General features: G+C 69.4%; 12 protein-coding genes. 6 read left to right on the forward strand and 6 right to left on the reverse strand.

Going from position 1 to position 12,005, the window contains the following annotated elements; translation table 11 throughout:
* Positions 1-24 precede the first annotated feature (24 nt).
* The 3 genes from ACWEPL_RS05755 to ACWEPL_RS05765 are packed head-to-tail and all read left to right on the forward strand — an operon-like array spanning position 25 to position 2,533.
* The gene (locus ACWEPL_RS05755; RefSeq protein WP_397368747.1) at positions 25-978 is read left to right on the forward strand and encodes an ABC transporter substrate-binding protein; all 954 of its coding nucleotides are present in this window, start codon (positions 25-27) and stop codon (positions 976-978) included.
* Positions 975-1,754 (forward strand): ABC transporter permease, encoded by a 780-nt coding sequence (locus tag ACWEPL_RS05760; RefSeq protein ID WP_350730312.1) that lies wholly within the window; start codon positions 975-977, stop codon positions 1,752-1,754. Before ACWEPL_RS05755 ends, ACWEPL_RS05760 begins: the two co-directional genes overlap by 4 nt.
* Positions 1,751-2,533: an ABC transporter permease gene (locus tag ACWEPL_RS05765; protein WP_350730310.1), complete on the forward strand. Its 783-nt coding sequence runs from the start codon at positions 1,751-1,753 to the stop codon at positions 2,531-2,533. Before ACWEPL_RS05760 ends, ACWEPL_RS05765 begins: the two co-directional genes overlap by 4 nt.
* Position 2,534: 1 nt before the next feature.
* On the opposite strand, the gene ACWEPL_RS05770 is transcribed toward ACWEPL_RS05765, so the two are convergent.
* From ACWEPL_RS05770 to ACWEPL_RS05795, 6 genes are all read right to left on the reverse strand, one after another.
* Positions 2,535-2,978, reverse strand: a complete 444-nt coding sequence (locus tag ACWEPL_RS05770) for a hypothetical protein (RefSeq protein ID WP_449900273.1) — start codon at positions 2,976-2,978, stop codon at positions 2,535-2,537.
* Between the two features lie 6 nt (positions 2,979-2,984).
* Positions 2,985-4,358, reverse strand: a complete 1,374-nt coding sequence (locus tag ACWEPL_RS05775) for an aldehyde dehydrogenase family protein (protein WP_363962920.1) — start codon at positions 4,356-4,358, stop codon at positions 2,985-2,987.
* Between the two features lie 121 nt (positions 4,359-4,479).
* Positions 4,480-5,067 carry a GTP-binding protein gene (locus tag ACWEPL_RS05780; RefSeq protein WP_350730304.1) on the reverse strand — a complete coding sequence of 196 codons (588 nt, stop codon included), beginning with the start codon at positions 5,065-5,067 and terminating at the stop codon, positions 4,480-4,482.
* Positions 5,048-5,416, reverse strand: coding sequence for a DUF742 domain-containing protein (locus ACWEPL_RS05785; protein WP_192790731.1), 369 nt, complete (start codon positions 5,414-5,416; stop codon positions 5,048-5,050). The genes ACWEPL_RS05780 and ACWEPL_RS05785 overlap by 20 nt, the downstream gene beginning before the upstream one ends.
* 50 nt (positions 5,417-5,466) lie before the next feature.
* Complete coding sequence (locus ACWEPL_RS05790) at positions 5,467-5,889, reverse strand: roadblock/LC7 domain-containing protein (protein WP_350730302.1); 423 nt, start codon at positions 5,887-5,889, stop codon at positions 5,467-5,469.
* 67 nt (positions 5,890-5,956) lie between these two features.
* Complete coding sequence (locus tag ACWEPL_RS05795) at positions 5,957-8,719, reverse strand: nitrate- and nitrite sensing domain-containing protein (protein ID WP_452435324.1); 2,763 nt, start codon at positions 8,717-8,719, stop codon at positions 5,957-5,959.
* Positions 8,720-9,344: 625 nt separating this feature from the next.
* Here ACWEPL_RS05795 and ACWEPL_RS05800 point away from each other — a divergent pair.
* The 3 genes from ACWEPL_RS05800 to ACWEPL_RS05810 are packed head-to-tail and all read left to right on the forward strand — an operon-like array spanning position 9,345 to position 11,958.
* Complete coding sequence (locus tag ACWEPL_RS05800) at positions 9,345-10,343, forward strand: ABC transporter substrate-binding protein (RefSeq protein WP_350730298.1); 999 nt, start codon at positions 9,345-9,347, stop codon at positions 10,341-10,343.
* A complete protein-coding gene (locus ACWEPL_RS05805) occupies positions 10,340-11,155 on the forward strand; it encodes an ABC transporter permease (protein ID WP_452435325.1) in 816 nt (271 codons plus the stop codon). The genes ACWEPL_RS05800 and ACWEPL_RS05805 overlap by 4 nt, the downstream gene beginning before the upstream one ends.
* Positions 11,152-11,958, forward strand: coding sequence for an ABC transporter permease (locus ACWEPL_RS05810; RefSeq protein ID WP_363962916.1), 807 nt, complete (start codon positions 11,152-11,154; stop codon positions 11,956-11,958). Before ACWEPL_RS05805 ends, ACWEPL_RS05810 begins: the two co-directional genes overlap by 4 nt.
* Positions 11,959-12,005: the final 47 nt, after the last annotated feature.

Genomic DNA, 12,005 nt, shown 5'->3' on the forward strand with positions numbered 1-12,005 from the left:
CTGGCCAGGTTCGTAGTCGCGGGTATGACGATCGCGCTGACGCTCAGCGCGTGCGGCGGCGGAGGAGGGAGCCAGACGGGCACGAGCAGCACCTCGGCCGCAGGTGGGCTGGAGAAGACCCAGCTGCTGGTCGGCGTGGTGCCGGTCCCGTCGTCGGCGCCGCTGTTCATCGCGGAGAAGCGTGGCTTCTTCAAGGAGGAGGGCCTGACCGTCAAGACGGAGATCATCCAGGCGCCGCAGGCGGTCATGCCGAAGATCCTCAACGGCAGCATGGACGCGTTCCTCACGAGCTACGTGTCGCTGATGGCCATCAACGACTCGGGCGCCGCCAAGCTCAAGCTCTTCCAGCACAGCCAGGAGGCCGCCCCCAACATCGCCGGCGTCGTCGTGGCCAAGGGCTCCCCCGTCAAGACGCCGGCCGATCTCAAGGGCAAGACCATCGCGGTCAACGTGCTCAAGGCGCTCGGCCAGACGCTGACCAACGCCCACCTGCAGGAGGCCGGGCTCAAGCCCGAGGACGTCAAGTACGTCCAGGTGCCGTTCGCCGACCAGATCTCCGCGCTGGGCTCGGGCAAGGTGGACGCGGCCTGGCTGGTCGAGCCGTTCCTGACGGCGGCGAAGAAGAGCGGCGCCACGCAGATCATCGACACCACCGACGGCGTGACGGCCGGCGTGCCGATCGACGGGTGGGGCGTCACGGAGGACTGGCTGGCCAAGAACCCGAAGACGGCCGCCGCCTTCCACCGCGCCCTGGCCAAGGCCCAGCAGATCGCGGGCTCCGACAGGAAGGCGATCGACGAGGTGGTGCCGACGTACACGCAGATCCCGGCGGACGCGGCGGCGGCGATGACGCTCGGCAAGTTCTCGATGGAGGCCGACAAGGCCGGTGTCCAGAAGCTGGCCGACCTGCTGCACGGCTATGGCTACCTCAAGTCCAAGGTGGACGTGGCGCAGCTGTTCGCGCCTGTGAGCGGATGATCGAACACCGGATCGGGCGGGCGGTGCTCGGGGCCCTCGGGCTCGCCGTGTTCATCGCCCTCGCCGAACTGGCCGGGCGGCTCGGGCTGGCCCCGGCCGGATGGCCGTACGTGTCGTCCGTGCTGGCCACGGCGGCGGAGCTGCCGCTGGAGCCGCAGTTCAGGGCCGACGTGCTGGCCACGCTGGGCGCGTGCGCGAGCGGGCTGGTGATCGCGGTCGCGGTCGCCGTGCCCGCGGGGCTGCTGCTCGGCACGGTCCCGTTCGTGGAGCGGTCGGTGCGGCCGCTGGTGGAGTTCCTGCGGCCGATCCCGTCGGTATCGCTGATCCCTATCGCGATGTTCCTGTGGACCGAGAGCCAGGACGCCAAGACGGCGCTGGTCGTCTACACCTGCACGTGGCCGGTGCTGATCAACACGCTGTACGGCCTGACCGACGTCGATCCGCTGGCCAAGGACACGCTGCGGAGCTTCGGCTTCGGGCCGGTCGCCGTGGCGCTGCGGGTGAGCCTGCCGAGCGCGGCGCCCTTCATCGCGACCGGCGTGCGGATCGCGGTGTCGGTCACGCTGATCGTGGCCGTCAGCGCGGAGCTGCTGGCGCCGGGCGGGGGCGGGATCGGCGCGTTCCTGTCGCTGGCGGGCAGCGCGAACCGGCTCGATCGCATGCTGGCGGCGCCGCTGTGGGCGGGGCTGATCGGGCTGGCCGCCAACCTGCTGTTCACGGCCGCCGAACGGCGCGTGTTCCGCTGGCACCGGGAACGGACTGGGGACGCCTCGTGAATTCTCTGCGCAGGCTCATGTGGTACTGGCTGCTGCCCGTGGCCGTGCTCTGCTGGGAGCTGGCCACGCGGTCCGCGCAGGCCGCGTACTTCCCGCCGCCGTCACGGATCGTGGCCAAGCTGCACGAGCTGTGGTTCTCGGGGCCGTGGACGCGGGCGTTCCTGACCGACGAGGCCGTCGCCGACCTGCTGCCCAGCCTGGCCAGGCTGTTCGCGGGCTGGGCGGTGGCCTGCGCGGCCGGGATGGCGATCGGGGTCGCGCTCGGACGTTCGCGCTGGTTGTCGGCCCTGGTGGAGCCGCTGCTGCACTTCGGCCGCTCGGTACCGCCCAGCACGCTGGTGCCGGTCTTCCTGGCGCTGTTCAAGATCGGCACCCCGATGCAGCTGGCCGCGATCGTGTACGGCGTCGTCTGGCCCGTACTGATCAACTCCATGGACGGCGCCCGCAACGTGGACCGGCAGTACATCGAGACCGGGGTCGTCTACCGGCTCGGCCCCTGGCAGCGGCTCACCCGGATCATCCTGCCCGGCGCCTCCCCCAAGATCTTCGCCGGACTGCGGCTGAGCGTGTCGCTGGCCCTGATCATGATGATCATCTCGGAGCTGGTCGGCAGCACCGAGGGCATCGGGCACCGGATGCTGGAGGCGCAGAGCCAGTTCGACATCCCGGCCATGTGGGCGGGGATCGTGCTGCTCGGGCTGCTGGGCATCCTGCTCAACGCCGGGTTCCTGGGGTTCGAGCGCGTGGTGCTGTCGTGGCACCGAGGGGCGAGAGGCTGAGTCAGCTCACGCGGCGCTCGTTGATCAGGGTGCGCTTCACGCACACGCCGTCCTTGATCCACTGCCAGACGCGGTTGCGGGACTTGCCGTCCTCGCTGAGCACGATCATCTCGTAGAGGCGCAGGTCCTCGTCCTCGGCCTTGTACTGCCAGCTGAGGTAGATGGTGCTGCCGTCCAGCTCCCAGAACTCACCCTTGATCCGCTCGGTGTCGAACCCGCAGCGCCCGCCGCCCAGGTACGTGCCCGGGAACTCGTGCACCTCGGTGCGCCCGTCGTCCCAGATGTAGCGGTTGGTCTGGTGGTAGACGGTGTCGTCCAGGATCGCGCAGGTCATCTGGACGCGGTGCCGGTCGATCGGGTTTCCCTCTCGGTCGAGGTGGAGGTACTCGCCCTCCCACTCGCCCTCGTGGCGGGCCAGCAGCGGCATGTCCGCGCGAAGTCCCATCCGCGGCTACTCCTTCGTCGTGTGCCACCAGGGGTCGGCGGCGTCGGAACGGTTGACCAGGAAGGCCCTGCGGCGTACGAACCGGCGGATGGAGGCGGCGCCCATCCGCGAGCCGCCGAGCCCCGACAGGCGGAAGGAGTGCTTCTCGCCCTCGTGCACGAGCGCGGTCAGCGAGGCGTCGTTGACGCTGATCGCGCCGGCCCTCAGCCGCGCCGCCACCGCCATGGCCTGCTCCTCCGTGGCGGCGAAGACCGCTGCCGACAGCCCGTAGACCGAGTCGTTGGCCATCGCGACCGCCTCGTCGGGCCCGTCCACGGCCATGACCGGCAGCACCGGTCCGAACGTCTCCTCCGTCATCACCAGCATGCCGTGGTCGACGCCGGACAGCACGGTCGGGCGGCACCAGTGGCCGCCGCCGTGCCGCTCGATCCGGCCTCCTGTGTGCACGGTCGCGCCCTTGAAGACGGCGTCGGCCAGGTGCGCGGCGATGACGTCCTCCTGGCCCGGGCCGATGATCGGCCCGATCGGGCCGCCCTCGCAGGTCAGGCCCACCTTGGCGGCCCGCTCCACCAGCAGCGCCAGGAACTCGTCGTGGACCTCGCGGGCCACGTAGACGCGCTCGATCGACTGGCACGACTGCCCGGCGTTGGCGGTGCCGCCCCACAGGACGGCCGACGCCGCCCGCTCCAGGTCGGCCCCGGCCAGCACGATCGCCGGGTCCTTGCCGCCCAGCTCCAGGAACGCGGGCACGAACGCGCGGGCGGCCGCCTCGGCGACCACCTGTCCTGTCTCCACGCTCCCGGTGAAGACCACGGCGTCCACCAGATCCACCAGGGCCGCGCCGGTATCGCCGTCGCCCTCGACGATCTCCAGCGGCAGCCCGTCCGGGATCAGCCGCATCAGCGGCTCGATGAACCTGGGGGTCACCTCGCTCGGCTTGACCAGCACCGCGCATCCCGCGGCCAGCGCGGGCACGGCGTCGATGAGGCCCAGCAGCAGCGGGAAGTTCCACGGGCTGATCACCCCGACCAGCTCGTACGGAACCACGTCGCCGCCCACGAAGACGCCGGGCAGGGAGGCGGGGGTCTCGGCCGGGGGTGCGAGGAGGGCGGGCGCCTGGCGTACCCACCGATCGATGAGACCGGCGACGATCTGCCGCTCCAGGACCGACTCCCCCACCCTGCCGGTGTCGGCCACCAGCGCGGCGAGCAGCTCCTCGTCGGCGGCCAGCGCGGCGGCGAACCTGGAGAGGACCTCGCCGCGGTCGGCCTCCAGCCAGCTCCGCTGCCTTTCGCGCAGACCGGCCGCCAGGGCGGCGAGCCGGTCGGGCGGCACAGGGGCGAGCAGCCTGTCGGCCTGCCCGGTGATCGGGTTCCTCACGTTCATGTGGTGCGGCCACGGGACATGATGCTCCTGCGATGCTCGGCGGGAGCCATTGTGATCAGGAGAGGGCCGCGGCTGTCAACGCGCCCACGCGGGCGAAAGCGGCGCGAAAGTGGAGCTAACCACCCCAGCCTGGTACGGCCATGCGGACCGAGAGCGCGTGTTCGACCAGGTTGATCAGCGCGACCTTGACCGAGTCCTTGGACCTGGCGTCGAGCCGCACCAGCGGGATGTGCGGCGCCAGCGTCAGGGCGTCGCGTACCTCGGCGTCGCTGTGCGGATACTCACCGTCCCAGCCGTTGACGCCCACCACGAACGGCAGCTGGGCCTCCTCGAAGTAGTCGATCGCCGGAAAACTGTCGGAAAGCCGGCGCGTGTCCACGAGCACGACCGCGCCGATGGCGCCGCGTACCAGGTCGTCCCACATGAACCAGAACCGGTGCTGCCCGGGAGTCCCGAACAGGTAGAGGATCAGGTCACGGTCCAGGGAGACCCGGCCGAAGTCCATGGCGACGGTGGTGGTCGACTTCAGCGGCGTCATGCCCAGATCGTCGATCCCCACGGAGGCGTCGGTCATGACGGCCTCCGTGGTCAACGGCATGATCTCCGACACCGCGCCGACGAAGGTCGTCTTCCCCACCCCGAAACCTCCAGCCACCACGATCTTCGTCGAGGTGAGACCGGGGCTAGAGCCTGCGAAGTCCACTGAGCACCCTTTCGAGCAGATTGACGTCCGGCCTGCCCTCGTCCAGCTGTGGCTGATGCACACGGACGAGACCTTCGGCAGCCATGTCAGCGATCAGCACGCGCACCACGCCGAGGGGGATCCGCAGCAGGGCCGACACCTCTGCCACGGACCGCACCTGCCGGCACAGTTGACTGATCGCCTGGTACTCCGGCGTGATGTGCGAGAACTCCCGGTGCTCGGCGGTCGCCGAGGACACCAGGGCCTCCATCGCCAGTTTTACCCGCGGCGCCGTCCGTCCACCTGTCACGGCGTAAGGACGGACGGGCGACGCGGGGTCGGGATTCAGCTGCGGCTGGGACTGGGGCACAGGCGGGGGCGCCCAACCGCCGCTGTTCCATCTCGGGTCTGACACCTACATCACCTGGTCTGGCTGGCACGCAACTCTGCGCGCACAGCCGGGGTCAGCACCTGACCGGCGCGATCAACCATCAGCGTCATCTGATACGCCACCAGACCCATGTCACAGTCCGGAGCCGCCAGCACCGCCAGGCACGAACCGTCACTGACCGACATGATCAGCATCAGCCCACGCTGCATCTCCACGATCGTCTGATTGACCGCACCGCCCTCGAACACCCTGGCCGCACCCTGCGTCAGGCTCACCAGACCCGACGCGATGGCGGCCAGCTGGTCAGCCCGGTCAGCCGGAAAGCCCGACGAGGCCGCCAGTGGCAGCCCGTCGGACGAGACGACCACCGCGTGCGCGACGCCAGGCACCGTGCTGACGAAGTCCGTGATCAGCCAGTCGACACCACGTGCCGCATGGCTCAGATCGCTCATGCGCCCTCCTCCGTCGGTCGCATGAGCGACAATCGGCTGTGTCTAATTGATCGCTCGCTTCGCTCACTCATGCTCCCTCCTCCCTGTCATTGTTCCTGGGGCCAGAGGGGAACGCCCTGCCCTCGGTGATGTCGTCACGCGCCGCCCGGAAGCCCTGCTGGAAGCTCGAGAGCCGGTTGCGTATACGGTCCGGCGACACCGACGGCATCGGTGTCACGCCCTTCGGGGTCGAGGTGTCGGCCGAGCCGGGCACCAGGTTGGCCTTGGGCACCCGCTTCGGCAGCCCCGCCGCCGTCTGGCCGTCACGTACCGGTTCCACCACTGCCTCCGCCGCGCTCCATCCTTCGTCCGCCTTGCTCGAACCCCAGCTCGCCCCGCTGTCGCGGCCGAACCAGGCCGACTCCACCGCGGCGAAGATGGGTAAGTAGTCGTCTCCCGCCGAGGCGGGCGGTGCGGCCGGGATGGAGCCCGGGTTGGCCGACTCGGTCTCGGGGAAGTCGAACCCCGGCCGCTGCGGCGGCATGGTGTCGCGGCCCCAGCCGCCCGGCGGGGGCTCGGGGACGGGTCGTCTGGGCAGTGCGCGGTCGCCGTTCCAGGACGGGCTGCGGGGTGGGGTCCACACGTCGGAGCTGTCGTAGCCGCTGCCGATGCGCGGCTCCGACGGCCACGCGTTCGCGTCCGGCTGCCACTGCTGCGTCGGCGGCCAGTTGCCGCTCATCTCCGGGTGCGACGGGAATGACGGGTGGCCGGGCCCCATCTGGCCGGGCCCCATCTGGCCGGGCCCCATCTGGCCGGGGCCCATCTGGTACGTGGGCGGCGGCTGCGGCCAGTCCGTGGCCGGAGGGGCGGGGTGCGGCCCCGAGTACGGCTGCTCGCCCGGGCCGCCGGCGGCCGAGCCCGCGAGGGCCGGAGGCTGGTTGCCCGAGAAGGACGGCATGCCGGAGAAGTTGGGGGCCTGGGAGCCGAGCATGTTCTCCGGGATGAGCACCATCGCGGTCAGGCCGCCCGAGGCGTGCGGGCGCAGCTGCACCCGGATGCCATGCCGGTGCGCCAGGCGCGCGACCACGAACAGGCCCATGCGGCGCGACACCGACACGTCCACGCTCGGCGCGTCCGTGAGGCGGTCGTTGGCCTGGACCAGCTCCTCCTGGGTCATGCCGATGCCGGCGTCGGTGATCGACAGCATCACGCCGCCGCCGTCGATCCGGCTGCCGGAGACGGTCACCCTGGTCTCGCGCGGCGAGAACGACAGGGCGTTCTCGACGAGCTCGGCCAGCAGGTGGATGACGTCGTTGACGGCCTGACCGGCCACCGAGACGCCGTCCGGAACCTGGAGCACCACCCGCTCGTAGTTCTCCACCTCCGAGAGGGAGGCACGGGCCACGTCCACCAGCTTGACCGGCTGGCTCCAGCGGCGCGGCGGGTCCTGGCCCGCGAGGACCAGCAGGTTCTCGCTGTTACGCCGCATGCGGGTGGCCAGGTGGTCCAGCTTGAACAGGTTGCCGAGCCGCAGTTCGTCCTGCTCGCCCTGCTCCAGCCCGTCGATCAGGGTGATCTGGCGTTCCACCAGCGTCTGGCTTCGGCGGGACAGGTTCACGAACATCGCGTTGACGTTGCTCCGCAGGCGGGCCTCCTCACCCGCCAGCCGGACCGCCTCACGGTGCACCTCGTCGAACGCCCGCGCGACCTCGCCGATCTCGTCGTGCGTGTCCACGCCGATGGGGATGACGGGGCCGGCCGCGCCCTCGCCGCTCTCGCGCAGCTGCTGCACGGTCTCCGGCAGGCGGTGGCCGGCGATGTCGAGGGCCTCGCCGCGCAGCTTGCGCAGCGGCCTGATGAGCGAGCGGGCGATGAGCGAGATGATCGCGGTGACCACGATCATCAGGAGCAGGATGAGGCCGCCGGAGATCAGGGCCGAGCGGTTGGCGGCTTCCTCCAGGGCACGGGCGCGCAGGATGACGGAGGAGGACAGGTCCTTCTCCACGCTGCGCAGCGCGTCGATCTTGCCGGTGCTGACCTCGAACCAGGTGGAGACGTCCTTGTCCGGCCGTACACCGATGCTCAGCTCCTTGCCCTCGGCGGACTGCGCCATGGCCCGCAGCCTGAACAGGTCGGTCTGGTCGACGTCCCTGCCCACGACCGTGTTGCGGTAGAGCTCGAGCTGGTCGAGGGTGGCCAGGGTCGCGAACAGCGTCTCCTCGCTCTCCTCACGCGACTTGGCGTCGGTGAGCGCGTCGAGCTCGCCGCTGTCGAAGCCCTTCTTGTCCAGCGCGCTGGCCAGGACGCCGCGCTGTTTGGAGGCCTGCTCCTTGCCCCGGGCGATGGCGGCCATCGCGCTGGCGCTGTGCGAGACCTCGTCGTCCACCGCCACCTGGCCGACCTGGTCGTGGAACTGGAGCAGGGCCGCGATGATCTGCGAGTACTTCTGGATCATCGGGAGGGGCTGGATCTTCCCCTTGACGGCCGTCTCCCGCAGCGTCGGGATCTCGTCCAGTCGCCGGAGCACGGGTCGTACGGCGTCGGCGTGGGTGTCCGTGAGCGCCCGCGCTCGCCGTTTGGCCTCGTCGATGAGGTTGTTCACACCGCTGTAGGTCGTACGGAGCTGGGCCTCTCGATTGCCCGGGCGGCCCTGGGCGATGTAGAGAGCGGTCTGGTCGCGTTCGAAGGACAGCTCATGGGTGACGGCGCCGAGCTGCTCGCTGAGCTCGGCCACCTCTCTGAGGGTCTGATAGGTGTTGGCGTCCCTGAGCGAGGTGAACACGTTCAGTCCGCCCAGAGCCACGGCCACGGCCGTGGGGACGACGATCAGCGCGACAAGGCGCGATCGCACGTGCCAGTTGCCCAGCCCGAACCTGCGTGAAGGAGGGTTGGGCAGCCGTCGCTTCTGATGCCCGTGCGGCTCGCGGTCGGCGGAAGCTTCAGCGCTCTGCGTTCTCACTTGCCTTCGCAACCTCTCGCCCCTGGAGGGGAATTCTCGGTGACCATGCAGGTAAATGCACGTGGGGCAATATCTACGTCTAGATAGGCGTCATTTGAGCACAGCAGTTGGCGCGGGCCAACCACTACTAGTGCCCCATTGAGGCGTTTATCCCCGATTGTCCAAATATTTCGGCAGAATCGGTAAGGCTGCCCTCTAACTGGTGAAACAGGCAACGGAAGGGTGCCCAGCGAGCCTCCTCGGGACTCGTGGAATATTCGACTGACTGGCCTCATCAGTAACAGTCGTCCCGCCAATCCCCTCCTTTCACAAACCGGACAAACACCGATCTCTTACCGGTCATCAAATTTTCACGATAGAACGAGAACCCGACATTGCAACCACAGGCGTCGTTTTCGCGATAATGACTACGGATTTGGTGTTACGGTCTATCCCTGTTGTGCGTCAGGCACACAGCCCCCGGGAGCAGAAGCCACCCGGTCCCCCCGCCTGGCTCCATCTGAAGGGAGTCCCTGACATGAGGCTTGGCCGTCCCGCCAGGGCCGCCATCATCGGGTTAGCTTTGACACTCGGCGCCGTTGCGTGCAGCACGGGCGGCTCCACGACACCCAGCGCGGCACCGTCCGCATCCGCCGGCGGCCTGGAGAAGACGAAGATCAAGGTCGCCACCCTGCCCGCCATCGACAGTGCCGCCATCTACGTCGCCATCGACCAGAAGCTCTTCGAGAAGGAAGGGCTGGAGGTCACCCCGCAAGTGGTCCAGGCCGCACCGGAGGCCATCCCCATGCTGGTCAAGGGCGAGATCGACGCGATGTTCGGCAACTACGTGTCGATGTTCCAGGCGCACGACAAGCAGGCGCTGAAGCTGCGCATCCTGGCCGAGGGCTCTCGCGCGGCCCCCGACTCGCTGAGCATCATGGCCCTGCCGAACTCCCCCATCAAGACCGCCAAGGACCTCGAAGGCAAGACGATCAACGTGAACGTCCTGCACAACTTCCAGGAGCTGGCGCTGACGCAGGTGCTCAAGGCCAACAACGTCGACCCGTCCAAGATCAAGTACGTCCAGGTGACGTTCCAGAACATCATGCCCTCGTGGAAGGGCGGGCAGATCGACGCCGCGTACCTGGGCGAGCCCATGGTCACGGCGGCCACGTCCGCGATGGGCGCCCGCAAGATCCTCGACCCGGCGTCGGGTCCGGCCGCCGAGTTCCCGATCTCCGGGTACGTCAGCACGCAGGACTGGTACGACAAGAACCCGAAGACGGCGGCCGCCTTCCAGCGAGCCATCCACAACGCGGCCAAGCTCATGGAGAACAACCGCGAAGTGGTGGCCAAGGTGCTGCCGAACTTCACCCAGATCGACGCGGCCACCGCGGCCACCGTCACGTTCCCGTACTTCTCCAGCAACGACAACCCGGTCCGCCTCCAGCGGGTGGCCGACTGGATGCTGGAGGCCAAGTGGCTCACGAAGGCGATCGACGTCAAGTCGCTGATGTCGCCCACCACGTCCGGGTGAGCACTCAGACCCTGGCCCCCGCCCGCCCGGCGTCCGCCGCGACACGCTGGTCACGCCGGGCGGGCGGAGCCCTCGCCTTCGCCGCCCTGATCGAGCTGCTCAGCCGGACCGGGCTGGTGGATCCGGAGACCCTGCCGCCCGCGACGGCGATACTCGGGCGGGCTGCGACGCTGATGGCCGACCCGGCCTTCCGCGCCCACGCCCTGACGAGCCTGCTCGCCTGGGCGATCGGCCTCGGCCTCGCGGCGGTGATCGCGGTGCCGCTCGGGCTGCTGCTCGGCAGCGTGCCGATCGTCGACGCCGCCACGCGCTCGGTCGTGGAGTTCCTGCGGCCGATCCCGTCGGTGGCGCTGATCCCCCTGGTGTCCCTCCTGATCGGCACGGGCCTGCAGGTACGCGTCACGCTCGCGGTCTACGCCTCGTTGTGGCCGATCCTCTACAACACGATGTACGGCCTGCGCGGCGTCGACCCGCTCGCCAAGGAGTCGCTGCGGTCGTACGGCTTCGGGCCCCTGGCGGTGCTGCTGCGCGTGTCGCTGCCGTCGTCGGCGCCCTTCATCACCACCGGGTTCCGGCTGGCCGCGGGAGTGGCGCTCATCCTGATCGTCAGCACCGAGATCGTGGCCGGGCGGGGCGAGGGCATCGGCGTGTTCATCTTCTTCGCCGGCATCGCCGTACCCGCGCGGATGACCGACATCCTGGCCGCGGTGTTCTGGGTCGGGCTGTTCGGGGTGCTGGTGAACGCGCTGCTCGTGGCCGCCGAACAGCGGGCGTTCCGCTGGCACCACGCGCGTCTGGGAGAGACGGCATGAGGACCAGGGGCATGCGCGGGGCGGCGTTCCGGTCGCTGGTGCTGGTCGGGCTGATCCTCGCCTGGGAGGTGGCCACGCGGCTGGCGGGCAGCACGTTCTTCCCCCCACCCAGCACGATCGTGGTCAGGATGCACGCGATGTGGTTCTCGGGCCCGCCGGGCACGCTGTTCCTGACCGAGGACGCCATCGGGAACATCCTGCCGAGCCTGGGCCGGATGGCCGCCGGGTTCGCGGGGGGCGCGCTGGCCGGAGTCGTGCTCGGGCTCGCGCTGGGGCTGTCCGCGCGGGCGTACGACTACCTCGACGGGGTGCTGCAGTTCCTGCGGGCCATCCCGCCGCCCGCGCTGGTCACGGTCTTCGTGGTGGTGTTCGGGTTCGGGCTGCGGATGCAGCTGACGTTCATCGTCTTCAGCATCGTCTGGCCGGTACTGCTCAACACCGCCGACGGCGCCCGCTCGGTCGAACCGCTGCTCCTGCAGACCGCCCAGGCGTTCCGGCTGTCGAGGGCCGAGCGGCTGTTCCGGGTGATCCTGCCGTCGGCGCTGCCCAAGATGTTCGCGGGGCTGCGGCTCGCGCTGTCGCTCTCCTTGATCGTCATGGTCTTCTCCGAGCTGCTGCCGGGCACCGTGAACGGCATCGGGTTCCAGCTCACCGCCGCGTACCAGACCTTCGACCTGCCCGCCATGTGGGGCGGGATCGTGCTGCTCGGAGTGCTGGGCTACGCCCTCAACGAGCTCTTCCTGGTCGTCGAACGACGGGTGCTGGCCTGGCACCACGCCGCCCAGCAACTTTCCAGCACGTAAGAGTAAGATCACACGCGTTTACAAGTATGCCGATTCCGGCTCGGATA

The sequence above is a fragment of the Nonomuraea sp. NPDC004186 genome (genome assembly GCF_053603495.1).

What these genes read in the sequence shown, in the direction of transcription:
- ACWEPL_RS05810 (WP_363962916.1), top strand. Translation starts at nt 11,152, where the DNA reads ATGAGGACCAGGGGCATGCGCGGGGCGGCGTTCCGGTCGCTGGTGCTG.
- ACWEPL_RS05755 (WP_397368747.1), top strand. Translation starts at nt 25, where the DNA reads ATGACGATCGCGCTGACGCTCAGCGCGTGCGGCGGCGGAGGAGGGAGC.
- ACWEPL_RS05800 (WP_350730298.1), top strand. Translation starts at nt 9,345, where the DNA reads ATGAGGCTTGGCCGTCCCGCCAGGGCCGCCATCATCGGGTTAGCTTTG.
- ACWEPL_RS05790 (WP_350730302.1), bottom strand. Translation starts at nt 5,889, where the DNA reads ATGAGCGATCTGAGCCATGCGGCACGTGGTGTCGACTGGCTGATCACG.
- ACWEPL_RS05760 (WP_350730312.1), top strand. Translation starts at nt 975, where the DNA reads ATGATCGAACACCGGATCGGGCGGGCGGTGCTCGGGGCCCTCGGGCTC.
- ACWEPL_RS05770 (WP_449900273.1), bottom strand. Translation starts at nt 2,978, where the DNA reads ATGGGACTTCGCGCGGACATGCCGCTGCTGGCCCGCCACGAGGGCGAG.